The sequence below is a fragment of the Mesorhizobium sp. M2A.F.Ca.ET.046.03.2.1 genome (assembly GCF_003952425.1).
Lineage (GTDB): Bacteria > Pseudomonadota > Alphaproteobacteria > Rhizobiales > Rhizobiaceae > Mesorhizobium.
On the sequence record NZ_CP034449.1, the window covers coordinates 296,302 to 322,533 of the forward strand.

General features: G+C 64.4%; 25 protein-coding genes and 1 pseudogene. 10 read left to right on the plus strand and 16 right to left on the minus strand.

Annotated elements, in window-relative coordinates:
* Positions 1–235 precede the first annotated feature (235 nt).
* On the minus strand, positions 236–1,687 hold the full coding sequence (cysS, locus tag EJ072_RS01660; protein WP_126078293.1) for a cysteine--tRNA ligase: 1,452 nt from the start codon (positions 1,685–1,687) through the stop codon (positions 236–238).
* A gap of 392 nt (positions 1,688–2,079) precedes the next feature.
* Here cysS and EJ072_RS01665 point away from each other — a divergent pair, with 392 nt between their 5' ends.
* A complete protein-coding gene (locus EJ072_RS01665; protein ID WP_108702811.1) occupies positions 2,080–2,235 on the plus strand; it encodes a hypothetical protein in 156 nt (51 codons plus the stop codon).
* 169 nt (positions 2,236–2,404) lie between these two features.
* Here the strand turns inward: EJ072_RS01665 and EJ072_RS01670 are convergent.
* Positions 2,405–3,166 (minus strand): annotated as a pseudogene (locus EJ072_RS01670) (SOS response-associated peptidase).
* A 118-nt stretch (positions 3,167–3,284) separates the two neighbouring features.
* Between EJ072_RS01670 and EJ072_RS01675 the strand changes: the two are divergent.
* The 4 genes from EJ072_RS01675 (at position 3,285) to EJ072_RS01695 (ending at position 6,027) form a co-directional block, all read left to right on the plus strand.
* On the plus strand, positions 3,285–3,701 hold the full coding sequence (locus tag EJ072_RS01675) for an NUDIX hydrolase (protein WP_126078294.1): 417 nt from the start codon (positions 3,285–3,287) through the stop codon (positions 3,699–3,701).
* 322 nt (positions 3,702–4,023) lie between these two features.
* On the plus strand, positions 4,024–4,401 hold the full coding sequence (locus EJ072_RS01685) for a TIGR02301 family protein (protein WP_126083460.1): 378 nt from the start codon (positions 4,024–4,026) through the stop codon (positions 4,399–4,401).
* A 354-nt stretch (positions 4,402–4,755) separates the two neighbouring features.
* Complete coding sequence (locus EJ072_RS01690; protein ID WP_040984202.1) at positions 4,756–5,013, plus strand: hypothetical protein; 258 nt, start codon at positions 4,756–4,758, stop codon at positions 5,011–5,013.
* Positions 5,014–5,235: 222 nt separating this feature from the next.
* On the plus strand, positions 5,236–6,027 hold the full coding sequence (locus EJ072_RS01695) for a hypothetical protein (RefSeq protein ID WP_189343191.1): 792 nt from the start codon (positions 5,236–5,238) through the stop codon (positions 6,025–6,027).
* Between the two features lie 5 nt (positions 6,028–6,032).
* On the opposite strand, the gene EJ072_RS01700 is transcribed toward EJ072_RS01695, so the two are convergent.
* Positions 6,033–7,364, minus strand: a complete 1,332-nt coding sequence (locus EJ072_RS01700) for a dihydroorotase (RefSeq protein WP_126078296.1) — start codon at positions 7,362–7,364, stop codon at positions 6,033–6,035.
* Positions 7,365–7,447: 83 nt separating this feature from the next.
* On the opposite strand from EJ072_RS01700, the gene EJ072_RS01705 reads away from it, so the two are divergent.
* The 3 genes from EJ072_RS01705 (at position 7,448) to EJ072_RS01715 (ending at position 11,156) form a co-directional block, all read left to right on the plus strand.
* Positions 7,448–8,311 (plus strand): folate-binding protein YgfZ, encoded by an 864-nt coding sequence (locus EJ072_RS01705; protein WP_126078297.1) that lies wholly within the window; start codon positions 7,448–7,450, stop codon positions 8,309–8,311.
* Positions 8,311–8,949, plus strand: a complete 639-nt coding sequence (locus EJ072_RS01710; protein WP_126078298.1) for an HD family hydrolase — start codon at positions 8,311–8,313, stop codon at positions 8,947–8,949. Before EJ072_RS01705 ends, EJ072_RS01710 begins: the two co-directional genes overlap by 1 nt.
* 65 nt (positions 8,950–9,014) lie before the next feature.
* Complete coding sequence (locus EJ072_RS01715; protein ID WP_126078299.1) at positions 9,015–11,156, plus strand: EAL domain-containing protein; 2,142 nt, start codon at positions 9,015–9,017, stop codon at positions 11,154–11,156.
* Positions 11,157–11,190: 34 nt separating this feature from the next.
* Here EJ072_RS01715 and EJ072_RS01720 read toward each other — a convergent pair whose 3' ends face one another.
* Entirely contained in the window at positions 11,191–12,108 is a 918-nt protein-coding gene (locus tag EJ072_RS01720) for a fatty acid desaturase family protein (protein ID WP_126078300.1), read from the minus strand.
* A gap of 84 nt (positions 12,109–12,192) precedes the next feature.
* Here EJ072_RS01720 and EJ072_RS01725 point away from each other — a divergent pair, with 84 nt between their 5' ends.
* Positions 12,193–13,122, plus strand: a complete 930-nt coding sequence (locus tag EJ072_RS01725) for a LysR substrate-binding domain-containing protein (RefSeq protein WP_126078301.1) — start codon at positions 12,193–12,195, stop codon at positions 13,120–13,122.
* On the opposite strand, the gene EJ072_RS01730 is transcribed toward EJ072_RS01725, so the two are convergent.
* The 7 genes from EJ072_RS01730 to EJ072_RS01760 form a co-directional block, all read right to left on the minus strand.
* A complete protein-coding gene (locus EJ072_RS01730; protein ID WP_126078302.1) occupies positions 13,107–13,742 on the minus strand; it encodes a hypothetical protein in 636 nt (211 codons plus the stop codon). The two genes, EJ072_RS01725 and EJ072_RS01730, sit on opposite strands and share 16 nt — an antisense overlap.
* Before the next feature lie 110 nt (positions 13,743–13,852).
* On the minus strand, positions 13,853–14,125 hold the full coding sequence (locus EJ072_RS01735; protein ID WP_126078303.1) for a DUF3303 family protein: 273 nt from the start codon (positions 14,123–14,125) through the stop codon (positions 13,853–13,855).
* 123 nt (positions 14,126–14,248) lie between these two features.
* Complete coding sequence (locus tag EJ072_RS01740) at positions 14,249–15,712, minus strand: RimK family protein (RefSeq protein WP_126078304.1); 1,464 nt, start codon at positions 15,710–15,712, stop codon at positions 14,249–14,251.
* A 3-nt stretch (positions 15,713–15,715) separates the two neighbouring features.
* Positions 15,716–16,813, minus strand: a complete 1,098-nt coding sequence (locus tag EJ072_RS01745) for a GNAT family N-acetyltransferase/peptidase C39 family protein (RefSeq protein ID WP_126078305.1) — start codon at positions 16,811–16,813, stop codon at positions 15,716–15,718.
* A gap of 207 nt (positions 16,814–17,020) precedes the next feature.
* Entirely contained in the window at positions 17,021–17,815 is a 795-nt protein-coding gene (locus EJ072_RS01750; RefSeq protein WP_126078306.1) for an anti-sigma factor, read from the minus strand.
* Positions 17,812–18,330 carry an RNA polymerase sigma factor gene (locus EJ072_RS01755; RefSeq protein ID WP_126078307.1) on the minus strand — a complete coding sequence of 173 codons (519 nt, stop codon included), beginning with the start codon at positions 18,328–18,330 and terminating at the stop codon, positions 17,812–17,814. The genes EJ072_RS01750 and EJ072_RS01755 overlap by 4 nt, the downstream gene beginning before the upstream one ends.
* A 130-nt stretch (positions 18,331–18,460) precedes the next feature.
* Complete coding sequence (locus EJ072_RS01760; RefSeq protein ID WP_126078308.1) at positions 18,461–21,277, minus strand: DUF2339 domain-containing protein; 2,817 nt, start codon at positions 21,275–21,277, stop codon at positions 18,461–18,463.
* 262 nt (positions 21,278–21,539) lie between these two features.
* On the opposite strand from EJ072_RS01760, the gene EJ072_RS01765 reads away from it, so the two are divergent.
* On the plus strand, positions 21,540–22,004 hold the full coding sequence (locus EJ072_RS01765; protein WP_126078309.1) for an NUDIX domain-containing protein: 465 nt from the start codon (positions 21,540–21,542) through the stop codon (positions 22,002–22,004).
* Positions 22,005–22,015: 11 nt separating this feature from the next.
* On the opposite strand, the gene recO is transcribed toward EJ072_RS01765, so the two are convergent.
* From recO to lepB, 5 genes are all read right to left on the minus strand, one after another.
* Positions 22,016–22,774, minus strand: coding sequence for a DNA repair protein RecO (gene recO / locus EJ072_RS01770; RefSeq protein ID WP_126078310.1), 759 nt, complete (start codon positions 22,772–22,774; stop codon positions 22,016–22,018).
* Between the two features lie 85 nt (positions 22,775–22,859).
* On the minus strand, positions 22,860–23,753 hold the full coding sequence (locus tag EJ072_RS01775) for an aminoglycoside phosphotransferase family protein (RefSeq protein WP_126078311.1): 894 nt from the start codon (positions 23,751–23,753) through the stop codon (positions 22,860–22,862).
* 36 nt (positions 23,754–23,789) lie between these two features.
* The gene (era, locus tag EJ072_RS01780; protein WP_189342667.1) at positions 23,790–24,722 is read right to left on the minus strand and encodes a GTPase Era; all 933 of its coding nucleotides are present in this window, start codon (positions 24,720–24,722) and stop codon (positions 23,790–23,792) included.
* A complete protein-coding gene (gene rnc / locus EJ072_RS01785) occupies positions 24,707–25,423 on the minus strand; it encodes a ribonuclease III (protein ID WP_042637852.1) in 717 nt (238 codons plus the stop codon). Before rnc ends, era begins: the two co-directional genes overlap by 16 nt.
* A gap of 4 nt (positions 25,424–25,427) precedes the next feature.
* Positions 25,428–26,177: a signal peptidase I gene (lepB, locus tag EJ072_RS01790; protein WP_126078313.1), complete on the minus strand. Its 750-nt coding sequence runs from the start codon at positions 26,175–26,177 to the stop codon at positions 25,428–25,430.
* Between the last annotated feature and the right edge of the window lie 55 nt (positions 26,178–26,232).

Sequence of the window (26,232 nt, forward strand, 5' to 3'; positions counted from 1 at the left end):
GCGATTGGCGGGAGATACCCGATGATGAGTCATTGCGAGGCCCCCCTCTATGCCCTGCCGGGCATCTCCGCCTCAAGGGGGGAGATCAGCAGCTTCGCCGACGGCGCCCAATCTTCAACGTTGACGGTTGGCGAAAGCCCAGGCGACATCCAATCTCCCCCCTTGAGGGGGAGATGTCCGGCAGGACAGAGAGGGGGGCCTCGCTCCAACCTCTCCCGTATGGAGGCATCCACCTTCACCGCTTGATCTCCCACGTCGTCACACGCGCGCCGGTGACAGGATCCTTGCCGTCCTTCAACTGCACGCCCTGAGCCAAAAGCTCGTGGCGGATGCGATCAGCCTCGGCCCAGTTCTTGGCAGCGATAAACTCCAGACGATCCGCGATGGCCTTGGCGACCGCCGTCTCGTCCACCTTGGCCGCGCCGACGTCGAAGCCGAGGAAGGCCAGTGCCGCTTTCAACGAAGCGGCGGCGGCATTGCCACCATCGCCGCCAGCCTCGACCGCCTCGCCGGCAAGCTGCGTCAGCCGCTGGAAGGCGGTGTAGGTGGCAAGGTCATCCGAGAGCGCTTCCACCACTTCGGCCGGCAGGTCCTTCGCGGCCGCGGGCGCAAGATCGGCCGCGCGCTTCCATTTGCGCAGCGTGTTTTCCGCCTCCTCCAGCTTGCGCACGGAGAAGTCGATCGGCTCGCGATAGTGCGTCATCAGCATCGCCAGCCTGAGCACCTCGCCCGGCCAGGTGCGGCCGCCGAAGGTCTCGGTCTCCAGCAATTCGTGGATCGAGTAGAAATTGCCGAGGCTCTTCGACATCTTTTGGCCTTCGACCTGCAGGAAGCCGTTGTGCATCCACACGTTGGCCATGACCTTGGTGCCGTGGGCGCAGCGCGACTGGGCGATCTCGTTTTCGTGGTGCGGGAAGATCAGGTCCAGCCCGCCGCCATGGATGTCGAAGACCTCGCCGAGATAGGCGGCCGACATGGCCGAGCACTCGATGTGCCAGCCGGGCCGGCCCCTGCCCCACGGGCTTTCCCAGCCGGGCTCTTCCGGGCTCGACAATTTCCACAGCACGAAATCGCCGGGATTCTTCTTGTGCGCGTCGACGGCGATGCGCGCGCCGGCCTGCTGCTCGTCGAGATTGCGCTTGGAGAGCTCGCCATAATCCGGCATCGAGGCGGTGTCGAACAGCACCTCGCCGCCGGCGACATAGGCATGGCCGCGCTCGATCAGCTGGCGGATCAGCGACAGCATGTCGGCCTTGCCGTCGGCGCGGGGTGCGACGAACTCCGTCGCCCGCGGCTCGTAGGTCGGCTGCAGGCAGCCAAGCGCGGCGACATCCTTGTGGTACTGGTCGGCGGTCTTTTCGGTGACCTTGCGGATCGCATCGTTGAGCGACAACTTCCCGGCCGCGATCTCGCCGCCGAAGTCTCGCAGCGCCCTGGCGTTTATCTTGTCGTCGACATCCGTGATGTTGCGCACATACGTGACGTGCTTTTCGCCGTAGAGTTGGCGCAACAGGCGGAAAAGCACATCGAAGACGATCGCCGGCCTGGCATTGCCGATATGGGCAAAGTCGTAAACGGTCGGGCCGCAGACATACATGCGCACGTTTTGCGGGTCGATCGGAACGAACGGTTCCTTCGTCCGCGTCAGCGTGTTGTAGAGGCTGAGGCCCTTCGATGGTTCAGACATACGTGCCCTTCCGATCCCTTAGACTTGGATGGAGCCTTGCCTGCGCCACGGCGCAAAACAGGCTCCAGCCTGCTGGCCGGGGCGTTTTTTCCGATCTGGGGAAAGATGAGGCGAAAACGTCCGGACCAGCGCGAGGCTAGCCAATAATGCAAATGCCACAAATGGCGAAAGACGTTTTCATGGCCGGCTTTATCGCGCCGGCGGGTGTTGCCGTCAAGTCGCTCGGCTTAGGAAAGATGTCGTTGGATCACAGGTAAAGACCTGGCGAAACATTTTATTAAACATGTCGGCACAGTGATGAAACATTCGCCGGCTAGACCGCCCGGTGTCACGATTTGGACGGAATCAGCCGCCAAACGCTGAACACGAAACCGTTACCAGGGAAGAGAATCATGGCTCGCAGCAAGCAGGAACAGATCCGACAAACGCAGCCCGCGCTGGCCAACCACTACCGCGCGATCGGCCCGGCGGCCATCGTCGCCGCCCTCCTCCACACCGCGAAGAAGAAGAAGCCCGCGCAGAAGATCGTCTCGCCGCGCGCCGCCTGAAACGGCGCGACCGGCACGGTCTCCGACGATGGAGACGGCGGTGACGAGGGCGCCACGAGCGCCCTGGGGATGAAGGCCCCAAAGCAGCCTTTCGGGCAGGCAGCCTTCTGTTGGATGGTTTGACGCAATTCCGAACGGAAAACCGTTCCACACTTTTCCTGGAATTGCTCTAAAACAAGCTCATCTGGTTTTCGTCCGCGCCAGGCTTCTGGCGCCTGGGCTTTTCAACTTGCGGCGAAACGATGCCGCGCTCCTGGATCTCCGGCCCGGTGTTGGCGACCTTGTTGACCAGGTCGGAAACCGGTATCGCCTCGAAGAAATCGGGCTCGGCGGGCTTCAGCAGATCGAGCACGTGGCGCGGCTCCTGCGTGCGGCAGTCGAGCCAGCGGGCGAAGTCGCGCTCCTCGATCATCACCGGCATGCGATCGTGGATATGGGCGATACCGGCACTGGCCTCAGTCGTGATGATCGCGCCGGTGTCCATCTCGGAACCACCGGGCTCGGAGTAAGTCTCGATCAGGCCGGCGAAGGCGACCACGCCGCCGCGGCGCGGGCGGATCCAGTAGGGCTGCCCCTTGGCCGAACCCGATTGCTGCCATTCGTAGAAGCCCGATGCCGGCACAAGAGCGCGGCGGTGGCGCATGGCGGTCTTGAACGATGCTTTTTGCAACACGCCCTCGGAACGGGCGTTGATGAGCAGCGGAAACGCCTTGGTGTCCTCGACCCAAGCGGGAATCAGGCCCCAGCGCACCAGCATCGCCTGGCGGTCCGGCAGGTTGGACCCGGGTTCCCGCGGCGGGCCGGCAAGCGCCATCAGCACCGGCTGTGTCGGCGCGATGTTCTAGCGGGCCGGAAATCCCTCCAGTTCGGCCAGGCCGAGGAAGGCGGCGGTCTGGTCCGGCGTGGCGGTCAGGGCAAAGCGTCCGCACATGGATCTGGGCTTTTCGAGTGACGTGCCATCAAAAGTGGCGATGGAACCGCCACGCCGCAACGGCTAAAGCTGGATTCGCCCAATCGGTCCACAAAAGCCTGCAGAAGGATCGGCACGCATGGAAAAGCGCAAGATCATACCGGCCGTTTCGGTCGCGGTCGTGCGCGACGGCACCGTGCTTCTGGTCAAGCGTGGGCGGGCGCCATCGCAAGGGCTCTATGCCTATCCAGGCGGCAAGGTCGAACCGGGCGAAACGCTGGCGGAGGCTGCCGCACGGGAGTTGCGGGAAGAGACCGGACTTGAAGCCATCGACTACCGCCCGCTGCGCGACATCCATATCGACGGCAGCGGTGAAAACCACGCGGTCGACTATCTGCTGACGGTGTTCGGCGCCGCCTATGCCGACGGCGAACCAGTGGCCAGCGACGATGCCGAGACCGCGGCATTCTACACGCTGGCGCAAATGGCTGACATGCCGCTTGCCGATGCAGTGCTTGAGGTTGCGGTAGCGTTGCTTAACGATTCGCACAAGTAGCTTCGAGAATGCAACGCCATGACTTCAGACGTTTGCGCTGCCCCTCACCTGCCTGCCGGCATCCTCTCCCCGTATAGTGACGGGGAGAGGGACGCTGTCGCCAGCGATTTCGCCAACCGCCAACTGGCAGGGAATGCGCCAGCGCTGCACCATGCCCTTTCTTCCCGTCACTATACGGGGAGAAATGCCCGGCAGGGCAATGAGGGGCGGCGCCAACCTGGACAAGTTGAATTCCAACGGGCAAAGCGCTTTCATCCGATGGCCAATGCCAACAGCCTCACAGTCGCCTTGTGGACAACGAACTGTTCGATCACATAAGTCTATGACCCGCGCTTCCCCTCTTCTCGCCGCGTGCCTCGCTGTCGGCATCGCCGCTTCGCCGGTTCCGGCGCGCGCCGCCGAGGCGCCGTTCGAGCCGGGGCTGATGCGGCTGGCGGAAGTGCTGGGATCGCTGCATTTTCTGCGCAACCTGTGCGGTGAAAAGGGCGACCAGTGGCGGGTCGAAATGGAAAAGCTGCTCGAATCGGAAAATCCGGACCCTGACCGGCGCGCGCGCTTCATCGCCTCCTTCAACCGCGGCTACCGCTCCTTCAGCGGCACCTATACACGATGCACGCCTTCGGCGACCGAGGCCATCGCCCGCTACATGAAGGAAGGCGAGACGCTGTCGCGCGACATCGCTTCGCGCTACGGGAACTGAGGCGGCTCGGGCCGCCAATACGTTTTGCCCAGATTTCTTGCGACAATTGGCGCCAATGTGATGTGCCTTATTGTCTCCTGTCCCGCTCTGGTGCAATCATCTGTTGCGGTTTCGCAACAGTATTAATGAAACGTTAGCGCGCGATTGCGGAATTAACTCAAACTGAAGGTTTTGATGCCGCAAGCCGGCCTAATCGGCTAAGCTCGGCATCGATTGAGCGCAGTCTCGCCGACAATGTGAATTTCGACCCTAAAAATGTCGTATTTACAATGACTTACTTGAGACTGCGGACGAACTGACAGCCCAAGCCGGATCCACTGTTGGATCGCCGCTTGCAGTAAGGTGGACATCGCAATGGAACATGGTGTCAGCGACATCGACGCATTGGTCAGGGAAGAAAAACGCCTGACCGCCGTTGAGAGCCACAGCGAGGCATGGGCGGAAGGCCTGTCGGCCGGCATCGAGCCGGAAATCATCGCCGAGGCGGCGTTGGAGACGGCTTTCGGCGAGATGTTGCGCGCCAATGGCGAGACCTCGGCGCTGGCGCTGCTCGACCGCATGCGGGAAAAGGTGATCGCCGGCGCCTTCGAGCCTGAACGGCTGAAGCACTGAGCGTTTCACGGAAACGGCGAACCACTCTATCTCTTTGTTTTTACGCAATTCCGGACGGAAAACCGCTCACACTTTTCCTGGAATTGCTCTAGTCATCTGTTTTGACAGCGACTTTTCGACAGTGACTTTTGACGAGTGCACGCCGTTTGGGCATCATGCCCATGCGCTTGACCATTCAAGGCGCCGCCCGGATCAGGCCGGGGAACAATGGAGAGGCAAGCGGTGAGATTTTCGATGTCAGGCCGGCCGCGCGGGCTGACGCTCAACATCCTGATCGCCGCTTCCTGCCTCGCGCTGCCTTTGTGCCTCGCCAGCACGCCTTCCTACGCACTGAGTGAGATCCAGCGCGAGGACCTGCCTTCCCCGGTGGCCCCGCCCGCCGACAGCGACAGCGCCGCGCCTGGCGCGACCGTGCCGATGCCGGAAGCGCCCGGCTCCAAGCCTTCGGACAGCGGCCAGCCGGCAGACGACACCGACAAGTCGGAGCCGGAAACGCCGCCCGCCAATGGCGGCATCACCAGCCCGCGCGCCGATCCGGACGCGCCGCCGCCGGCGGTCGTCTACGACCTCAACACGCTTCCTGAACCGGTCAAGCGCATGCATGGGCTGATCATCGAGGCCTGCCGTACCGGCGACATCGAGAAGCTGCGGCCGCTGATCGGCAAGGGCGATTCCATGACGCAATTGTCGCTGGGCGATATCGACGGCGACCCGATCACCTTTCTCAAGGGCCTCTCGGGCGACGGCGACGGCCAGGAGATCCTCGCCATCCTTGAAGAGGTGCTTTCGGCCGGCTATGTCCATGTCGACACCGGCACGCCGCAGGAACTCTATGTCTGGCCGTATTTCTTCGCGCTGCCGCTCGACAAGCTCGATGCCAGGCAACGCGTCGAATTGTTCAAGCTGGTCACGGCTAGCGATTATGACGACATGAAGCAGTTCGGCGCCTATATCTTCTACCGCGTCGGCATCACGCCGACAGGGCAGTGGCTGTTCTTTGTGGCCGGGGATTGAACCCCTTAGACCGGCAGCGCCTCGGAAAATTCCACCGCCCTGCCCTGGCCGGGTGTCGCGATCTCACCTTCCCACATGACGCGATTGCCGCGCAGGATGGTGCCGACCGGCCAGCCGGTGACCTCCCTGCCGTCATAGGGTGTCCAGCCGGCTTTGGAGCCGGCCTGGGCGTTGGTGATGGTCTCGCGCCGCTTCATATCGACGATGGTGAAATCGGCATCGTAGCCGGCGGCGATGCGGCCCTTCCTGGCCATGCCGAAGATGCGCTGCGGGCCGTGGCTGGAAAGGTCGACGAAGCGCTGCAGCGTGAGCCGGCCGGCGTTCACATGGTCCAACATGATCGGCACCAGCGTCTGCACGCCGGTCATACCGGACGGCGAGGCCGGATAGGCCTTTGCCTTCTCGGCCAGCGTATGCGGCGCATGGTCTGATCCCAGTACATCGACGATGCCTTGATGAATGCCGTGCCAGACGCCGTCGCGGTGGCGAGCCGCGCGCACCGGCGGGTTCATCTGGATCAGCGTGCCAAGCCTGGCATAGTCGTCCGCCGTCAGCGTCAGATGATGCGGCGTCGCTTCGCAGGTCGCGACATCCTTGTGCTGCTCGAGGAAGACGATTTCTTCCGCGGTCGAGATGTGCAGCACATGGATGCGCGCGCGCGTCTGCCTGGCGATGCGCACCAGGCGCTCGGTGCAGCGCAGCGCCGCGATCTCGTCGCGCCAGACGGGATGCGACGACGGATCGCCCTCGACGCGCTCGCCGAGCCGCTCGCGCAGACGGAATTCGTCTTCCGAATGGAAGGCGGAGCGGCGGCGGGTGTTGCGCAGGATCGAGGCGACGCCTTCATCGTCCTCGACCAGAAGGTCGCCGGTGGACGAGCCCATGAACACTTTGATGCCGGCCGCTCCCGGCAACCGTTCCAGTTCGCCGACATCGCGAGCATTGTCGCGCGTGCCGCCGACCCAGAAGGCGAAATCGCAATGCATGCGGCCGGTTGCGCGGCGTACTTTGTCGGCCAGCGCCGCCTCGCTGGTGGTCAAAGGATTGGTGTTGGGCATTTCGAAGACGGCGGTGACGCCGCCCAGCACTGCCGCGCGAGAACCCGTCTCCAGATCTTCCTTGTGCTCCAGCCCCGGCTCGCGGAAATGCACCTGACTGTCGACGACGCCCGGCAGGATGTGCAGGCCGGTGCAGTCGATGGTCTCGCCGGCCGAGGCCTGGCCGAGATCGCCGATCCGCGCGATGCGTCCGCCCTTCACGCCGATGTCGCGGCGACCCTCGCCGTCATGATTGACCACGGTGCCGCCTGTCAGGATGAGGTCGAAGGTGGTTGCCATGGCCAGGTCCAATCTCTTGCGGGGGGAGTGTGGCCGGCTTACGTAATGGCCGAACGTTTTGCAAGATCAGGCCGACTTCCCTCATGCCCTTTACCCAGCTCAACGACCGCGCGCTCATTACCGTGTCAGGCCCCGATGCCGAGCATTTCCTGCAGAACATCCTCACCACCGATCTCGATACCCTGAAGCCCGGCGAGGTCAAGCCCGGCGCGCTGCTTTCGCCGCAGGGCAAAATCCTGTTCGATTTCCTGATCTCGCGCGCCGGCGACAACGGTTTTCGGCTCGAATGCCGGGCCGACACCGCCGACGATTTCGTGCGCCGGCTGGTGCTTTATCGGCTAAGGGCAAAGGCCGAGATTGCCAAGCAGGATCAGGTGGTTGTCACGGTCGCGTGGGGCGATGATTCAACCGCCTCATCTTCCGATTCAACGGCGCTTGCCGACACGCGTTTTCGCGACGTGGCGGTGAGGCGCACTTATGGCGGCGGGGCAAAGGACGGTGGCGATCCTGATGGCTGGAAAGCCGTCCGCATCGCCAACGGCATCGCCGAAAGTGGCGCCGACTACCAGCTTGGCGACGCCTTCCCGCATGACGTGCTGCTCGACGAAACCGGCGGCGTCGGCTTCAAGAAGGGCTGCTATATCGGCCAGGAAGTGGTCTCGCGCATGCAGCATCGCGGCACCGCACGGCGCCGGGTTCTGATCGCATCGGCTGACGGCCCCCTGCCCGCTTCGGGAACCGAGCTTACCGTCGCCGGCCGGCCGGTGGGCGCGCTCGGCTCGGTTGGCGGCAGGACCGGACTTGCCATTGCCCGCATCGACCGGGTCAAGGCGGCGCTCGATGCCGGCGAGGCGATCCTGGCGGGCGAGGTTCCGGTGACGCTCGCGATTCCCGCCTGGGCGAAGTTCAGCTTCCCTGAAGGCGCGGCCAGCGCGGAGGAGGCCTGATGGCGGCCGACCGGGCCGGCGCGCCGCCGCGCGCCTGGCAACGCATGCTTTCGGGACGGCGGCTCGACCTTCTCGACCCCTCGCCGCTCGACATCGAGATCGCCGACATCGCCCATGGGCTCGCCCGCGTCGCCCGCTGGAACGGCCAGACCAGCGGCGACCATGCCTTCTCCGTCGCACAGCACTCGCTGCTGGTCGAGGCGCTCTATGGCGAGTTGGCACCGCGGGCCACGGCGGAGGCGCGGCTCGCCGCGCTGCTGCACGATGCGCCGGAATATGTCATCGGCGACATGATCTCGCCGTTCAAATCGGTGATGGGCGGCTCCTATAAGGATTGCGAGCTGCGCCTGCAGCGCGCGATCCATCTGCGTTTCTCGCTGCCGGCGGAGCTCGCCGCCTCCTTGCGCAAGGACATCAAGCGCGCCGACCAGATCGCCGCCTATTTCGAGGCAACGCTGCTGGCCGGCTTTTCGACGGCGGAAGCGACCGAGTATTTCGGCCGCCCGCGCGGCTTCTCCGCCGACCGCTTCGACCTCACGCCCAAATCCGTCACTTGGGCGCAAACGGCTTTCCTCAAGCGTTTCAAGACACTGGATGCCATGCGCCAGTCTTCGTTCGTCGCCAATTCGGCCATTTGAAAGAACGCTAAATTAACCGGCTACCAGGACAGTATAGCGTTCGGTCACGGTCCGAAGGCGTGCTCATGCCTGGCGTTCATGTCAAGACGGCTTCCACCGCCGGCAAGCGAAGAACGGCCGCTATCGGTCCGGCACGGCGGATTGCGAACGAATTACGGGCCCAGAACGAGCGTTTCGCGGCCGCCGTCGAGAACATGTCGCATGGGCTATGCATGTTCGACGCCGATGAGCGGATGATCATCTGCAACCGCAATTACATCGATCTCTTCCGCCTCGACGCCAAGGTGGTGAAGCCTGGCATCCGATACTTCGACATTCTGCAGCACAGCGTCGATGTCGGCGTCGCCTCGCAAAGCGCCGAAGAACTCCATGCTATCCGGAAGCCCTATATCGACGGCGCCAAGCCTTCGACCTACGAGGAAGTCCTGTCCGACGGGCGCATCATCGTCATTTCCCATCGGCCCATCGCCGTCGGCGGCTGGGTTTCGATCTATGAGGACGTGACCGAGCGGCGGCGAGCCGAGGCGGAGCTGAAGGAGCAGCACCGCCGGTTCGACGCTGCTTTGGCCAACATGTCGCAGGGCCTGTTGATGTACAGCGCCGAGGGCCGCCTGATCGTCCGCAACCAGCGCTTCCTGGATCTTTGCAACGCGAAGGCTGCCGATTTCACGCTCGGCATGACGCACCGTCAGATGCTGGAGAAACTCGTGGCTCTCGGCATCTTCGTGCCTGTTGAAGTCGACATAGAGGTGGAAAAGGCGAAGGCGGCCCTGGACGCGGGCCAGCCGCGCTCGAGCTATCGCGAACTGGTCGACGGCCGAACGCTCTTCGTCCTGCGGCGGCCGCTCGCCGGCGGCGGCTGGGTGGCGACCTTCGAGGACGTGACCGAGCGGCGCCGCGTCGAGGAGCGCATGACGCATCTTGCGCATCACGACACGCTGACAAACCTGCCCAACCGCTCGATGTTTCGCGAGAAGCTGGACCAGGCGCTTGGCGAGGCCAAGGCCAAGCCGCTGGCGATCCTCTCGCTCGACCTCGACCGCTTCAAGGCCGTCAACGACACGTTCGGCCACCCGGCCGGGGACTGGCTGCTGAAATGCGTCGCCAAGCGGCTGCAGCATGCCGTGCGCGGCAGCAAGGACGTGGTCGCCCGCTTCGGCGGCGACGAGTTCGCCATCATCCAGTCCGGCATCAAGAGCGCCGCCGACGCCGAAAAGCTTGCCAAGCGCATCGTCGAGATCGTCGGCAAGCCCTATCGCGACAAGGGACGCGAAATGCATGTGGGCGTGAGCCTGGGCATCGCGCTCCATCCCGGTGACGGGCACGATGCCGACACGCTGCTCACCAATGCCGACATGGCGCTCTACCAGGGCAAGAGCGAAGGTCGCAACGTCTATCGCTTCTTCGAGCCGGGCATGGATGCCCTGATGCGGGAGCGCCGCGCGCTTGAGGCGGATCTTGAAGCAGCCGTTTCCAAGCGCGAGTTCGAGCTCGATTTCCAGCCGATCCTCAACATCGGCTCCGGCGAAATTGTCGGCGCGGAAGCCCTGATGCGCTGGCGCTCGCCATCGCGCGGCCTGGTGTCGCCGGAAAACTTCATCGCCGCCGCCGAGGAGACCGGACTGATCGTGCAGCTCGGCGATTGGGCGCTTCGCAAGGCTTGCAGCGTGGCCGCCCATTGGCCGCCGGAGATGCGCATGGCCGTCAACGTCTCGGCCGCACAGATCAAGAGCGGCGGCTTCGCCCGCAGCGTGATCTCGGCGCTCGCCTTTTCGGGCCTGCCGGCCAACCGCCTGGAACTCGAAATCACCGAAACAGTGATGATGGACGAAAGCGACGCGGTGCTGAGGACGCTCAGCCAATTGCGCGGTCTCGGCGTGCGCATCGCGCTCGACGATTTTGGCACCGGCTATTCCTCGCTCGGCTACCTCCGGCGCTTTCCAGTCGACAAGATCAAGATCGACCGCTCCTTCATCCGCGACCTCGACAGGCGCGACACGGCGGCGATCGTGCGCACCGTGATCGGTCTCGGCGCCGAGCTCGGCGTCATCGTCACCGCCGAAGGCGTCGAGACCGAAGCGCAGCTCGACATGCTGCGCAAGGCCGGCTGCGGCGAGGCGCAAGGCTATCTCATCGGCGTGCCGGCCAAAGCGGCCGACATGAGCCGGCTGCTGCGTTCGCCGGCGCTGCTGCGCCAGTCAGTCTGATATATATGCGCTGTCTCACTGACGCGTCGGTCGCTTAGCGCAGCGTCTCGTTGTACTTCTCGTGGAAGCTCACATAGCCGGGCTCGACCACTTTGAGATGGCGCTCGATCAGCCGGTGGAATTCCGGCAGCTGGTGGAACGGGACGCCGGGATAGGCGTGGTGCTCGGCATGGTAAGGCATGTTCCAGGCGAGCTTGCGCACGAAACAGTTGGTCAGCGTCGTGCGGGTGTTTTCCAGCATGTTGGCGACGAAGGGACAGCGGCCGTGCTCGGCGAGCAAATAGAGCCTGAGGAACGGTTGGCCGAGCAGCGCGGGCACGATCCAGACAGTGAGCAGCACCGACGCCTTGAACCACACCGCGAGCGCCAGCAGAACGAGATAGAAGGCGATCATCGCCCGCGCCTCGGCCTTCACCTTCGGCAGCCCCTTCGGCGGCACGTAGCTGTCCCGGCAGCGCCCCATCGCATTGGTGTAGAGCGTCTTGAAGTGGCCCCACCACACGGGCAGCCCTGAGACGTGGACGATGTATTGCCGCATCGTCTCGGGCTTCGGGAAGGCCAGCTCCGGATCGTTTTCCGGATCCTGAGTGAAGCGGTGATGGGCGAAATGGAAGTAGCGGAACCAGTCCGCCGGCAGCGCGATCGCCAGGCTGCAGAAGCGCGCGACCACATCGTTCAGCCATTGCGTTTCGAATGCCGTCCGGTGCACGGTTTCATGCAGCAGGGTGAACAGGAAGATGATCAGGATGCCCTGGGGCAGCATCAGGACCGGCCAGAACGGCACCTTGGCCGCGATCAGCGCGCCAAGGACGGTGATCGCCCCGAGATGGAGCGCGAACTGGACAAGGCCCGGCCCATCCGATTTGCCGGTCAGCCGCCCGCGCTCCTCATTCGTCAGCGAGGCGATCACCTGGCGATGGTCGACGGTTTCGTGATGATCGATTGCGTTCATGAGTCACGATACTCTAGAAAGAAACCTTTCGAAAAACGAGGATTTCTGCGAAATAGATAAGATCACCTTATCTTTCGGATTGCCATGGTCGCCCTTCCCTCCTTGCGTGGACTTCAGGCCTTCGAAGCGGCGGCGCGCACAGGCAGCTTTGCCGCCGCGGCGGAGGAACTGTCGATCTCGGCAGCGGCCGTTAGCCAGCTCATCCGCACCGTCGAGGAGCAGATGGGACGACAACTGTTCCACCGCATCAACCGGCGGGCCGTGCTGACCGAGGCCGGGGTAGAGATGCTGCCGCGGCTCAGCATGGCCTTCCGGGAAATCGGCAGCGTCGCGCGCGATGTCAGCGGCGACGCGTTCCGGCCGAGGCTCGTGATCTCAGTGCCGCCTTCCATGGCGATGGGCTGGCTTTCCGAGCGGCTCGCCGGCTTCGTCGCATCCCATGGCGCCGCCGATATATCGCTAAGAGGCGACGACGATCCGGTGCCCTTCGATCATGAATTGGTCGACATCCGGCTCTCTTACGGTCCTCATTATCGGGAGCATCCGACCGAGGAAATCGCCAGGGATGCCGTCTATCCCGTTTGCGCACCGACACTGGCCTCAACCAATAGCGAAAACCTTGCTGGCCTGCCGCTGATCCACACCGATTGGGGACCGACCGGCGCGTCCTTTCCATCCTGGCGCAACTGGTTCGAGGCGTCGGGAAGCGAGCCCGGCCGTGCGGCGCAGCGCGGCCTTTCGGCCAACTCCTCGCGTGCAGCACTCGATCTCGCCATTTCAGGGCTGGGCGTGGCGCTGGCGCAAGGCATCTATTGCGCGCAAGCGCTGGAGGATGGCAAACTGGTGCGGGCCGCCGCGCAGTCCTTGGAACTGCGCCAGCCCTATTGCCTGACGATCCCCGAACGCAGCGCGAGGCGCGATGCCGTTGCGGCGTTCCGGGAATGGCTGGTCGAGGAATGCCGGCGCGCCGTCGGATCGCCGGCGCTGGGCGTTGCTGCTCAGCGTCGTCTTTGACCGAATTGGCCTGCGGCGCGACGCGCCGGCTCGGCTACGGCTGCCTGTCGAACCGGCTGGGCACGCGGTCCGTCGGCAAATCCACCCGGCACGAGCCCAAGCACTATTATGGCGGCGATGAAACCGTATTGCAGAATGTCGAAGGTCAGTGGCGGAAGACTGCCGGGAAGAACCGAGATCGCGAGCTTCGGAGCAAGAATGCCGAACCCCACGGCGGCAGGCCAGCCAATGTCGCGCACGCGAGCAAACACCATCCAAATGATCGCAACGAGGGTGGCAAAGCCCATCGCCGCAAGCATCGAGATGTAAATCGTCCCGATGGCGGAGCTTTTTGCCTCCATGGCGATCGCCTGGGCGACGATGCCGGAGGCATGCTCCTCGGCGGATTTCGGAGCATCGTGCATCCCATAATCCGGGACTCTCAGTTCCTCGACAAAGGACCTCTGAGTACGGGCTATATTGTTGCCGTCAGCCGCATAGATTTGCTTCTGAACACCTTCTTTTGCCCCGACCAGAAAATGCTCGATCGGGTCCTTGGCAAAATCAAATCCGATCAAAAACACAAGAAGGAAAATGTAGAGTATTTGGCCGCAATTACCTGATTGAAACAGCCTGATCATCTTCTGAGAGCCTTGAGGCAATCCACAATACAGGCGGGATAGCAAATCGGGCTTAAGACGCAGTTAGACGGTTCCACGCAAATTGAGCAAACGGCTGCCGGGATCGTTGCTCAGAGATGCCCGGCCAGCGCAACCACCATGTCCTTGCTGCTGGCTACGGGAACGATCTCGAACTCCACGAGATCCGCCCATTCGATGACCCAGCGCTGCAGCACCGTCGCGTCATCGGCTTCGACCAGCATGAAGCAGCGGCTCATGTCACTCGCGATCCAGCTGTGATGCACCACGAGTTCATCCGGCTTCAGCCGGCCCTTGTCGCGGAAACGGCGGTAGATTTCCTTGCGGTCCGAACCGTGAAAATCCTCGATCACGAAGAACAGCATACTTTTCCCTCAGTTCGAATGATTCAGTACTGATGAAACCGAGGGAAGCGAGGAGGTGATGCCCAATTCTTCAATTCTCCAGTTCTTCAATTCCTCAGTTCCTCAGTTCCTGTTCCCCCGCCCCTACTTCTCCGGCCGCTCCAGACGTTCCAGGAACCACTGCGTCAGCCGCACCCAGAGCTCGTCCTTCTCGCCGGAATCCTCCCAGCCATGATCGAGATTGGGATTGTCGTTGACCTCGATGACGAAGACCCCGTCCGTGGTCTCCTTGAGGTCGACGCCGTAGAGGCCGTCGCCTATGCATTTTGCCGCCCGCACAGCCGTCTCGACGACATGCGGCGGCGTCTGCTTCAGTGTAAAGGTCTTGATGCCGCCCTGGTCGGGCTTGCCGCTGGCCTTGTGGTTGACGATCTGCCAGTGCTTCTTTGCCATCAGGTAATGCACGGCAAACAGCGGCTGGCCGCCGAGCACGCCGACGCGCCAGTCATATTCGGTCGGGATGAATTTCTGCGCGATCAGGAGATCGGAATCTTCCAGCCACTCCGTCGCGAGCTTGGTGAGCTCCGCCATGTTCTCGCATTTCTTGACGCCGCGCGAGAAGGACGAATCCGGTATCTTCAGCACCAGCGGGAAGCCAAGCGTCTGCGCCGCCACTTCGGAGTCGGAGGTGCCGGCGATCATCACCGTCGGCGGCACCGGCACCTTGTTGTAGGTCATCAGCTCGTTGAGATAGACCTTGTTGGTGCAGCGGATCATCGACAGCGGGTCGTCGATCACCGGCATGCCTTCCTGCTGGGCGCGGCGCGCGAAGCGGTAGGTGTGGTTGGAGATCGACGTGGTCTCGCGGATGAACAGCGCGTCGTAATTTGCGAGCTTGGCGAGGTCCTTCCTGGTGATCGGCTCGACTTCGACGCCCATCTTCTCGGCGATCCGCGCCCAATAGCGCAATGAGGAAATCTCCGACGGCGGCAATTCCTCATGCGGGTCGACCAGCGTCGCAAAAGTATAGCGCGCCGGCGTGCGGCCCTTGGTGTCGCGCCATTCGCGGTTGGTATAGGTCTCCAGGCATTGCAGGAAGAGCTCTTCCTCGTCTTCGGTCATGCGGGCGAGCGGCAGGAAGCCGATCTTGCGGATCGAGGCCCATTCGGCGCTGTCCTTGATGTGCACCTCCAGCGCCGGCGCGCGGAACCAGTCGAACAACAGCTTGGCGAAACGGTCCCAGACTTTCGACGGGCCGATGCCGAAGAAGATCGCGACCTTCGCCGGAAAAATCCCGCCGAGGTCCTTGCGGCATTTGTTCAAGGCAAGCTCGAGTTCCGGCAGCGCGTGCTCGTAGAGCTTGCGCTCGGACAGGTCGATCATCGTCTCGACGGTTGGGATCACCCTATGGCCGCGCGAACCGGCCAGCAGCGAAGCGTAGTAGCCGCGGCTCTGATAGCCGTAATTGTTCGACAGGTTGATCACTTTCGGCCGCTGGCCGCGGAACAGCGCCGGATGCGCGAGATAGTCGCGGTTGGTGATGATCTTGTGGGGTGTGGCCACCTGATCGAGATCGTTCTGCCTGCCCGTGAGGATTACCCAGGTCATTGTTCAGCGTTTTCCCAGAGTGATGGCGGCGCGCAGGCCGTCGCGGCCGAACTGCGCCATATTCATGAAGATGTCGTAGGGCACTGGAATGTTCGCGGCATCGAGTATGGTTTCCTGCCTTTCATCCTCGACCCATGGGTCGTGGATCAGGATATGGTCGCCATCGTCGCCGATGGCCAGCACCCAATGCGGCACCTTCTTGCCGAACATAAGGAATCCGCTGACCAGCACCAGCACCAGCTTGCCGTCGGCGAGAGCTTGGCGGATATCGCCGATGCTGAACGGACGGTAGTTGACGGGGATGCCGTAGAGTTCGGCGCGGCGGCGGAAATCGACCTGGGCGAGCTCCATCACGCGGCGCTTGTCCTCGCTCCTCACCGACTGCAGGAACAGCGCGCCGTAGAAGGAGACGAATATCTCGGCGGCAAGCCCGCTCTCATAGCCGGCGACGGCCAGGCCGAAAGGCTCGCAGCCGCCCGGACCCGACATCATGAAGACCGTGGTCGCCTCGCGCCACAGGCGGATTTCCATGACCGGATCGGGCACGAAGCCCCGGTGGAAATTCGCCATCGCCATCATCAGGCAGCAAGGGCCGCAGGTGAACTCGCAGGTCTGCTGGTAGAACGGCACTTTGGTTGCCGTGGGCGTGTCGCCGCGCAGCGTCTTTTCATAGCGCAGCGCGGTCGCGCCATCCTCGTAATAGTCGGGCTCGCGGCCCAGTTTCCGATAGCCGGCCTGCTCATAGATGCGGATGGCGCGATCATTGTCCTCGCGCACTTCGAGGCGCAGCAACAGCCGGTCGTGCTCGAAGGCCGCCTCTTCTGCGGCCGCGAGCAGGAGCCGGCCGATACCGAGCCGGCCGAAAAAGGGACCGACAGCGATGGAATAGAGCCGCGCGACGCCGCTGCCCTTGCGAAACAGCACCACCGCATAACCGGCGACCCGGCCCTCGTTCTCGGCCACCAGCATCTCGGCGGTTTCGCGTTCGATGAACTGGCGGAAGGAGCGGCGCGAGAGCCTGTCGCCCGGAAAAACAGCCTTCTCGATGGCGGCGAGGTCATCGACGTCTGACGCGCGGGCCTTGCGGATCTCGGCAGGCATGCGGGCTTGGGAGAACCTCGATTAGGTTTAAGAAACGGCCCCGGTGGATGCGTCGCGAATACTGGCCGAAGCGCCAGTATTCATCAAGCGCTATCGCTCCTTGATTAGGGCCGAATTGTGACAGTTTCCGCGGCGGCAGCAAAGGCTCGATCGTTTGAACAGAATTGCTCTTCAAGCGACTGCCGGCCGCCGAAAAACGCAGCCGGTTCAGCTCGATATGCCGGCCACGAGCTGGCCATAGGCGCTCTTTGCGACGTCCGACAGGCGCTCCGGCGGCAACGAGCCGACGACCGCGCAGGCGTAGCCCTTGTCGAGCCAATAGACTGCTTCCGGTCCGCCCGTCTCGGCCGCGTAGGTGCCCTTCGATGTCTCCGACGAGTCGGCGGTGACGTAGAGCGAGATGCGCTCGCCCTTGGCATCCTCGTAGAGCAGCATTGCCGCCTTGCCTTGCTCACCAGCCGGCAGCAGCCGGCCGCCGACCAGCTGGAAGCCCTCGGCCGCAAGATCGGGCGCGACCAGCTTCAGCCCGACGCGGTTCGACAGCCAGGTCTGGAGATGGTCCTTGTCGCTCGCCGGGACTTCGACGGCGTGGCGCTTCTCGGCAGCGTAGGTAACATGGGCGGCGATTGCCTGCTCGGCGAGCTGGTCGTCGCCTTCGCCGCCACGGGCGATGCTGTCGACGCCGGCGACATAGCCGCCGAGCCCGCCGACCGCTAGCATCACGGCAGCGGCAGCCGACAGCCACCAGCGCGAGCGCCAGGCCGATGCTTTTGCAGGCGCCTCGCCAAGCACGACCTGCCGCAGCCTCGCCGGCACCGGCTCGTCCATCACGCCCGCGAAGGCGGAGCGCATGGCGGCGCGGTCGGCAATGTAGCGCGCGGACTTCGCCTTCATCTCGGGATTGGCCTCGAGCCAGGCATCGTAAGCCATGCGCTCCTCGCCCGGCAGCTCGCCGTCGAGGGCCATATGGATATCGCGTTCGGAAAAATCGCGGCGGGTCATTTCTCGACGATCCTTATCGAGCGGCGGCGCGATGTGTCGTCGAGCAATCCCCGCAGTTCCTCGCGGCCACGCGCGATGCGCGACATCAGCGTGCCGGCCGGCACGCCAAGGATGTTGGCGGCCTCGGCATAGGAAAAGCCCTCGATGGCGACCATCACCAACGCCGCGCGGCGATCGGGGCTGATCGCCTGCAGGGCATCCATGATCTCGCGCGAGGCGATGGTCTCGACCTGCTCGGCGGGCGCGGCTTGGGCCTCACCGGCTTCGAGAGGCAGCATCGCCGCCTCGCCGCGCCGGTTGACCTTGCGCATCTGGTCGATGAACAAGTGATGCATGATCGTAAACAGCCACCTCCGGGGGCTTTCTCCAGTCTGCCAGTTGTCGAGCCGCACAAGCGCCCGCTCCAGGCAGTCCTGGACAAGGTCGTCGGCGGAATCGCGGTCGCGCAGCAACGAGCGCGCATAGCGCCGCAACCGCGGTATTTCGCTCAGGATCGCTGCCTTCTTGTCGTCCATGACCGCTTGTTTCGTGGTCGCCTTCCATCCCGATAGAACGCGCCTTCCCGACGCGGTGCAAGCAGTCAGCGCGAAGCGGCCGAACCGCTGCGATTACCCAAGCACGTGAATAACGCGGGCGCGGGCCGGTTTATTCCCGGCTATCCACTTGTTCCTGCAAGTTTTCAGGCTTATCCCGCGCCGCCCTCGTCAGCAGCCGCTGGTAGAACAGCCCGATGCCGATCAGCACCGCACCAAGGCCGATGAAGGAGAGCGCGCGCAGCACACCTTCCAGCTCCGACATGTCGAAGAGGAAGACCTTCACCACCGCGACCGCGATCAGCACCGCGGAGGCGATGCGCAGCACCTGCGATTTCAGCCAGACGCCGGCGGTGAGCAGCGCCACGCCGATGACCAGCCACAGCGCCGAATAGGTGTAGGTCTCGAGCTGGCCAAGCCCGCTCCACAAGGCGATGAACTCGCCCTTGAACAGGCGGCGCACCGAAAGCGTGGCATAGGCGAAGGCAAGCAGCGCGGCGATCAAGGCCAGCATCGCCGCATACCATCGCGGGCGCTTGTCGCGGACATAGAGCGCCAGCGCGACGGCGGCGGCGGCGATGGCCGGCAGCAGATAAGCGAGGAACAGAAGGTTGAAGACCGGGATCGTGCCGGTCGACTCATCCGTCAGCAGCGGGTTCAGCACCACGAAATGCTGAATGGCGATGAGGCCCGCCGAGATCACGCCGGCGGCAATCGAGCCATAGCGCAGAACCGAGCTCGGCGAGCGCATGTCGATGGCGACCAGTATGGCGCCGGCGCCGAGCGCGATGAGCGTGTAGATCGCCTGCTCGGCGAGGGTCACCGCACCGGTGTCGATAACGCCGCCATGCATCGCGTGGCGCACCAGCATGGCGATGGTGAGCAGCGCGAACAGCGCCGAGGCCGCCTCCATGGCAAGGCGCGGCCGGCCGCTGGTGGTGCGGGCGAGCTGCCAGGCGGCGAAGCCGAAGGCGATCGCCGGCACGCCATAGCCCGGCAGCAGCCAGTTGAAGACCGGTGTCCTCGACAGAAACGCCGCGCCGACGATGGTCGGATCGAAGGCGACGCGGCCGAGCATGGCGACCGCCGCACCCACCGCGATCCAGCCGAGCACAGGGTAAGAGCGCCAGCGCGTGGCCAGCGCCGGCAGAATGGCGGCGGCGCCAATCAGCACGGTCGTCCAGGCCGAGCCAAATGCCATGTGCAGCATCAGCAGGCCGGCAACGCCGGCGCCGCCCAACGCGAACGACACCGCCGGGCCGCCGGCGAGCGGCGGCGGCTCGGCGCGCGCGATCCATTCGCCGCCGGCAGCAAAGACGAGCATCAGCAGCAGCGCCGGCAGCGCATAGCCGAGGTCGCGGTCGATATCGCCGAAGGTCAGCCACAGGGCGGCCAGCACCACCAGCGGGGCAATGACGCCCCAGGCTGCCCAGCAAGCCGCGCGTGTCGCAGCGGTGGCGGCGAGGCGGCGCGCCGCCCAGAAGCCGGCGGCGAGGAAGATCAGGGCAAGCGCGATGCCGATGCGGAACGTCAGCGTGTCGGACGACGCCAAGGGCTGGGCGTCCAGCCCGACATCGAGCGCATCGGCGCCGATGGTGGCGGGCGGGATGATGCCGAGATAGATCAGCACGGTGGCGATGCCGGCGGCAAAGACCAGCGGAAGCGCGCGCGGCCGGTAGAGCGCCACCGCGACCAGCGCGGCCAGCAGGACGGCGCCGTGCAATGCATCGCCGGCGCTGGCAAAAGCCGGATCGACGGACAGGCCCAGCGCGCTTAGGGCGATGAAGAAGCCGGGCACGATCGATGGCCAGTCGAAGCCACGGGCCGCTTCGTCGCGGCCAGTGGTCAAGAACGGGGCGAGCCAGACGAAGGCAAGCACCGCCAGCGTGGCGAGGCTGATGAACAGCACGGCCGCAAGGTTCACGTCCGGCGCGTCGACCATGTAGAGGATGGTCCAGATGCCCGTGCCGGCGAAAGCGGCCGCCATAAGCGCCTTCCAGTCGCGGATGCGGGCGGTTGCCGCGCTCGCCGCAAGCACGATCGCCAGATAGACGAACAAGGCCCAGGGATTGGGCGCCTGCGATGCCACCAACGCCGGCGTGACCATGGCGCCGACGAGGCCGATGCCGGCCAGCGCCAGACCATGCACTAACGAGGCGCCAATGGTGGCGACGCCGATGACGCCAAGCAGCGCAAAGGCGGTCGCCGGCCCGATGAAGCCATAGATGCCATGCGCCGCGTAGACCGTGCCGAACAGGATGAAGGCGCCGGCGCCGGTCAGTATCGCGGGGATATAGGCGCTGGCGGCGCCCTGCACCGGCACCCTGAAGCCGGTGCGGCGGATGAATTCAGCGCCGGCAATCAGCGCCAGGCCGAGGATGCCGGCCATGGTGAGACGCACGCCGGGACCGAAGATGCCGGCCTCGATGGTGTAGCGAATCAGGAACAGGCCACCCAGCGCCAGCGCGATGCCGCCGACCCAGACCGCCCAGCGCGTGCCCAGCGCCGTCTCGACATCCGTCTGGCGCGCCGCCTTGGCGGATACGGCCGACCCGGTGGCCGGCGCTTCGGCCACGGGTTGAGATTGCTTCGGTTCGGATGGCTCGGCGGATTGCGCCGTGGCCGGCCGGGCCTTCGTCCAGGGTCCGGCCACGGCCTCGCCTTCGGCGGCCTCGGGCTTTGCGACGAGCTCCTCGGCAACGGTCGTGCCGTCGGCCAACGGCGCGACAGGCGCCGCAACTGCCTTGGCCTCCTCGGGAAGACCTTCCTGCGCGATGTCCGCCTTGGGCGCGGACAGCGAAGCTCCCGACTGAACCAGGCCTCGGAGGATGCCGAGCTCGCGCTCGACCAGCGCGATGCGGTTCTGCTGTCGTGACACGATGACGAAAAGAGCTATGACGGCGGCAATGGCGATCAGGCTGAAAAACATGGTGGTTTCCCTCAAAACCAGACCAGTCGTGGTCAACAAATGCGGCGGTGACACGACTGACCCAAATCAGCGTCTTGCCAATCAACAAGATCGGGCCGGCTAACAAGATCGAGCATGTTTCGCGGCCGATTGCCAGCAACTTGCCTGGTTATCCAATGGCGGGCCGCCGAGGCTGTCGGTATTGCAGGCGAGATTGCGTGACCTCTGCCCCGAAGTACTCGTGCTAGTCTCGCGCGATCAAAGGAATGCCGTGAGGTGACCGATGCCGCAGCGAAGTGCCGGGCTGCTGATCCACAGACACACAGGCGGTGTGTTCGAATTTCTGCTCGTCCATCCAGGCGGTCCGTTCTGGGCGCGCAAGGATGAAGGCGCGTGGTCGATACCGAAGGGACTGATCGGCGACAATGAGGATGAGCTCGAAGCCGCCAAACGGGAAGTCGAGGAGGAGCTCGGCGTCGCCATCGACGGCGACTTCCAGCCGCTCGGCAGCTACAGGCAGCCGGGCGGCAAGATCGTGGTGGCATGGAGCGTCGAGGCCGATGTCGACACTAACGCCATCAAGAGCAACATGTTCACCCTGGAGTGGCCGCCAAAATCGGGAAAGATGAAGGCGTTCCCCGAAGTGGATCGGGCCGGCTGGTTTTCGCCGGCCGAAGCCGGCGTCAAGATCCTGAAAGGCCAGCGCTCCATGCTCGACGATTTCCTGGAACGGCGCGGCGCCGACTAGGCGTCTGCCCGCTATCCTGCCTCGCCCACACCCGCCTTCACCGCCGCATGATGCCGGCGTAGCGCGGCGAGGAAGCCGGCGCGGGCGTCGGGCGGCTCGAGGCCGCGCGGCTCGTAAACATGGCGGGCGAAGAAGAAGCCGCTCAGCCGGAAGGCGTCTTCCAGTGCTGCCGCGTCGGCGCGCAGGCCGGAGCCGCGCTGCAGAAAGGCTGGCAGTGCCAGCATCTTGTCGTGCCAGGCCGCACCCGCTTCGCGCGACACGGCGCGTCCGGACTTCGGCGAGACATAAGCGAGATCCTGTCTTGTGCCGGTCGCCGCGCATTGGCTGAGATCGAGGCCGAAGCCCAGTTCATCGAGGATGAGCAGCTCGAAGCGCGCCACCAGCTCGCCCGCCGCGTCGGCGTCGCCAAGATGGGAGATCATCACGGCAAGCGCCTCGTAGAGACCGCCATGGGCGTCGCGCTCGGGCAGGAGCCTCAGATGCGCGGCCATGGTCTGCAGGCCATAGACGGCAACCGCGCTGTCCATCAACCGCGCCGCGTTCATCTCGATCGCCTCGGCCTGGAAGACGCCGAGATGCTCGTCGAGCCGCGCCCGCCACAGAAGGTCGACGCGATTGCCGGGCTGCAGCACCGGCTGCTGCTTGCGCGAGCGCCCTCCCCGCACAAGGCCAAGATGGCGGCCATGGGTGCGCGTCATCACCTCGAGGATGGCGCTGGTTTCGCCATGCCTGCGGGTGCCGAGAACGATTCCCTCGTCGCGCCATTCCATGGATCGAGCTTTTCACCCGTTGCGCGGCGAAATCAAGGTTTCGACACGCCGGGCTCGATCTGTGCTGACATCCTCTGATCCCGTGTCAGGCCCAACGGCAATGATCGGCAAGCACCTCGTCGATCACGTGGCGCTGCCTTTCCGCCTCGGCCTGGTTGGCGTCGTGGCCGGCGACGGTGATCAGCGCCTTCCACAGCGCCCAGCCGCGGCCGCGCGCCCAGGTAGCGTCGTCGGCGGCGATGCGGGCGCGGAAGGCCTCCCGGCTTTCGCCTTCGAAGAAGGTCCACGCGATCGCCAGGTCGCAGGATGGGTCGCCGACGCCGGACGTGCCGAAGTCGATGACGGCGTTCAGGCGGCCGTCCTCGACCAGAAGATTGCCCGAGGCGACATCGCCATGAAACCAGACCGGAGAGCCAGACCAGGTGGCGGCAAGTGCGGCTTCCCAGACGGTCGTGGCGGCTTGGGCGTCGATCCGCCGTTCAAGCGCGGCGATGGCCTGCCTCGCCTCGCCGTCATAGACGGTCAGCGGCCCGCCGCGGTGGAAATTGTGCTCGTCGGGTGCAGGCCCGTCGGTCGGATCGATGCCCCTCAATGCGACAAGGAAATCGGCGAGCGAAACGGCGAAGACGTTGAGATCGGCGATGCGGCCGCTCTTAGCCGTCTCGCCCTCGATCCAGCGATAGATCGACCAATGCCAGGGGTAGCCTTCGGCCGGTCCGCCCACGGCCAGCGGCGTCGGAATCGGCAGTGGCAGGAGGGGTGCCAGTTTCGGTAGCCAGCGCTGCTCCTTCTCGACCTGCAGCGAATAGGCGGCCGCGCTCGGCAGTCGGACCGTCATCTCGTCACCAAGATGAAAAGTGCGGTTGTCCCAGCCGCCGAAAGCGACCGGGCTGACCGGCAGGCCCCGCCATCGCGGAAACTGCGTGTCGACCAGCCGTCGCACGAGACCGGTATCGATCGTGATCTTTGGATTATGCATGTCGCAGACCCTTACGGACCTTCTAAGCGACAAGCATCAATGGGGAAACTCCAGTCCCATCTCGCGGTAGCGCTCGGGATCGTCGCCCCAGTTTTCGCGCACCTTCACGAACAGAAAGAGGTGCACCTTCTGCTCCAGGATTTCGGCGATCTCGGTGCGCGCGGCCTGGCCGATGGCGCGGATCGTTTCGCCCTTGTGGCCGAGCACGATCTTCTTCTGGCTGTCGCGCTCGACATAGATGACCTGCTCGATGCGCACCGAGCCGTCCTTCTTCTCTTCCCATTTCTCGGTCTCGATATGCGAGGAATAGGGAAGCTCCTGGTGCAGCCGCAGATAAAGCTTTTCGCGGGTGATTTCCGCCGCAAGCTGGCGCATCGGCAGGTCGGAAATCTGGTCTTCCGGGTAATACCAAGGGCCAGCGGGCAACGTCTCGGCGAGATAGTCGAGCAGGTCCTTGCAGCCGGAGCCGGTGAGCGCTGAGACCATGAAGGTGCGCTTGAACGGCACGCGCTCGTTCGCGGTCGCGGCCAGCGCGAGAAGCGTCTCTGGCTTGACGCGGTCGACCTTGTTGAGGACGAGCAGCATCGGCTGGCGGACGTCCTTCAGCCGGTCGAGGATGGCGTCTGCATCGCCCTTGATGCCGCGCTCGGCGTCGATCAGAAGCACTACGACATCGGCATCCTTGGCGCCGCCCCAGGCGGTGGTCACCATCGCGGTGTCCAGCCGCCGCTTCGGCTTGAAGATGCCGGGCGTATCGACGAACACGATCTGCGCGTTGTCATGCGTGGCGATGCCGCGCACGATGGCGCGGGTGGTCTGCACCTTATGGGTGACGATCGACACCTTGGCGCCGACCAGCTGGTTGACCAGCGTCGACTTGCCGGCGTTGGGCGCGCCGATCAGCGCGACGAAGCCGGAGCGCGTCGGGGGAACTTCAGGGGTTTCATTTTCTGTCATGCCGCGCTCCATACGCCTTCGCGCAGCAAAAGAGTAGCCGCGGCGGCCTGCTCCGCCTCGCGCTTGGAGCGGCCGCTGCCGGTCGCCGGAGCAAATGAGCCGACCTTGACGCTGACGGTGAACAGCGGGTCGTGGTCCGGTCCCTCGCGGCCGTCGACCCGGTAAGCCGGCACGGCGCCGGCGGCTGCCTGGTGCGCCCATTCCTGCAATTCGGTCTTGGCGTCGCGCCGCGCCGCGCCGATCGCCTGCGAGCGCGGCTGCCAATAGCGATGGATGAACGCGCGGGCAGCCTCGAGGCCACCATCCAGGTAAAGGACCGCAATCAGCGATTCCAGCGCGTCGGCGCGCAGATTGGTGCGCTTGCGCCCGTCGAGATTGCGCACATCGGAGCCGGCGCGGATCAGCTCTGGCAAGCCGATCTCCTCGGCGATGTCGGAGAGCGCCTCGGCATTGACCAGCGCGTTGAGACGCAGCGACAGCTCGCCCTCGGCTGCATCTGGAAAGGCTGCAAGCAGCATGTCGGCGACGACAAGGCCGAGAACGCGGTCGCCCAGGAACTCGAAGCGTTCGTAGTCGACGCCGGCATGGGTCGAACGCGCGCTGGCATGGGTCAGCGCGCGCTGCAGACGCTGGCGATCGGCGAAGGCATGGCCGGTGCGCGGGGCAAGAGCCTCGGCGAGGGCATCGGCGGTCAAACGCTTGCTGGCCGCCATCGCTCTAGTGGACGAAATGGAACAGGCGATCGGCACGCATCAGCGACGGCCACTTCCAGATCTCGAGCGGGCTCGCCTTGCCGGCGATCGAGAAGAAGATGAGATTGGCGCGGCCGACCAGGTTTTCGGCAGGAACAAAGCCGACGGTGAAGCGGCTGTCGGAGGAGTTGTCGCGGTTGTCGCCCATCATGAAATAGTGGCCGGGCGGCACGGTCCATTCGCGGGTGTTGTCGCCGATCGAATTCGGCGTCAGGTCGAGCGTGTCGTAGCTGACACCATTCGGCAGCGTCTCGTGATAGACGTCGACGGGCTGAGGCACTTCGGTGATGTCGGGATTTTCGATCTGGCCGGTCTTCACGCGCGGCACGCCGACGTCGTTGATGAAGAGCTGGCCGTCCTTCATCTGGATCTTGTCGCCGGGCAGGCCGACGACGCGCTTGATGTAGTCGACCGATGGGTCCGGCGGGAACTTGAACACCACCACGTCGCCGCGCTTGGGCTCCGAGCCCCAGATGCGGCCGGAAAAGATATCGGGACCGAACGGCAGCGAATAGCGCGAATAGCCGTAGGCCCATTTGGTGACGAAGAGATAGTCGCCTTCGAGCAGAGTCGGCCGCATCGAGCCGGACGGGATGGAGAAAGGCTGGAACAGCAGCGTGCGGATGACGAGCGCGAGCAGCAGAGCCTGGATGATGACGGAAAAGGTTTCCCCGAGCCCGCCGGATTTCTTCTGCGATTTTTCAGCCACGCTCATGTCGTCCTCGATTGTGCGATGTTGGTATAGAGTCTCGGCGCGCGCTGAGCAACGT

Excerpts from the sequence above, each read along its gene's own strand:
- cysS (WP_126078293.1), bottom strand. The coding sequence starts at position 1,687 with ATGTCTGAACCATCGAAGGGCCTCAGCCTCTACAACACGCTGACGCGG.
- EJ072_RS01665 (WP_108702811.1), top strand. The coding sequence starts at position 2,080 with ATGGCTCGCAGCAAGCAGGAACAGATCCGACAAACGCAGCCCGCGCTG.
- EJ072_RS01675 (WP_126078294.1), top strand. The coding sequence starts at position 3,285 with ATGGAAAAGCGCAAGATCATACCGGCCGTTTCGGTCGCGGTCGTGCGC.
- EJ072_RS01685 (WP_126083460.1), top strand. The coding sequence starts at position 4,024 with ATGACCCGCGCTTCCCCTCTTCTCGCCGCGTGCCTCGCTGTCGGCATC.
- EJ072_RS01690 (WP_040984202.1), top strand. The coding sequence starts at position 4,756 with ATGGAACATGGTGTCAGCGACATCGACGCATTGGTCAGGGAAGAAAAA.
- EJ072_RS01700 (WP_126078296.1), bottom strand. The coding sequence starts at position 7,364 with ATGGCAACCACCTTCGACCTCATCCTGACAGGCGGCACCGTGGTCAAT.
- EJ072_RS01705 (WP_126078297.1), top strand. The coding sequence starts at position 7,448 with ATGCCCTTTACCCAGCTCAACGACCGCGCGCTCATTACCGTGTCAGGC.
- EJ072_RS01710 (WP_126078298.1), top strand. The coding sequence starts at position 8,311 with ATGGCGGCCGACCGGGCCGGCGCGCCGCCGCGCGCCTGGCAACGCATG.
- EJ072_RS01715 (WP_126078299.1), top strand. The coding sequence starts at position 9,015 with ATGCCTGGCGTTCATGTCAAGACGGCTTCCACCGCCGGCAAGCGAAGA.
- EJ072_RS01720 (WP_126078300.1), bottom strand. The coding sequence starts at position 12,108 with ATGAACGCAATCGATCATCACGAAACCGTCGACCATCGCCAGGTGATC.
- EJ072_RS01725 (WP_126078301.1), top strand. The coding sequence starts at position 12,193 with ATGGTCGCCCTTCCCTCCTTGCGTGGACTTCAGGCCTTCGAAGCGGCG.
- EJ072_RS01730 (WP_126078302.1), bottom strand. The coding sequence starts at position 13,742 with ATGATCAGGCTGTTTCAATCAGGTAATTGCGGCCAAATACTCTACATT.
- EJ072_RS01735 (WP_126078303.1), bottom strand. The coding sequence starts at position 14,125 with ATGCTGTTCTTCGTGATCGAGGATTTTCACGGTTCGGACCGCAAGGAA.
- EJ072_RS01740 (WP_126078304.1), bottom strand. The coding sequence starts at position 15,712 with ATGACCTGGGTAATCCTCACGGGCAGGCAGAACGATCTCGATCAGGTG.
- EJ072_RS01745 (WP_126078305.1), bottom strand. The coding sequence starts at position 16,813 with ATGCCTGCCGAGATCCGCAAGGCCCGCGCGTCAGACGTCGATGACCTC.
- EJ072_RS01750 (WP_126078306.1), bottom strand. The coding sequence starts at position 17,815 with ATGACCCGCCGCGATTTTTCCGAACGCGATATCCATATGGCCCTCGAC.
- EJ072_RS01755 (WP_126078307.1), bottom strand. The coding sequence starts at position 18,330 with ATGGACGACAAGAAGGCAGCGATCCTGAGCGAAATACCGCGGTTGCGG.
- EJ072_RS01760 (WP_126078308.1), bottom strand. The coding sequence starts at position 21,277 with ATGTTTTTCAGCCTGATCGCCATTGCCGCCGTCATAGCTCTTTTCGTC.
- EJ072_RS01765 (WP_126078309.1), top strand. The coding sequence starts at position 21,540 with ATGCCGCAGCGAAGTGCCGGGCTGCTGATCCACAGACACACAGGCGGT.
- recO (WP_126078310.1), bottom strand. The coding sequence starts at position 22,774 with ATGGAATGGCGCGACGAGGGAATCGTTCTCGGCACCCGCAGGCATGGC.
- EJ072_RS01775 (WP_126078311.1), bottom strand. The coding sequence starts at position 23,753 with ATGCATAATCCAAAGATCACGATCGATACCGGTCTCGTGCGACGGCTG.
- era (WP_189342667.1), bottom strand. The coding sequence starts at position 24,722 with ATGGAGCGCGGCATGACAGAAAATGAAACCCCTGAAGTTCCCCCGACG.
- rnc (WP_042637852.1), bottom strand. The coding sequence starts at position 25,423 with ATGGCGGCCAGCAAGCGTTTGACCGCCGATGCCCTCGCCGAGGCTCTT.
- lepB (WP_126078313.1), bottom strand. The coding sequence starts at position 26,177 with ATGAGCGTGGCTGAAAAATCGCAGAAGAAATCCGGCGGGCTCGGGGAA.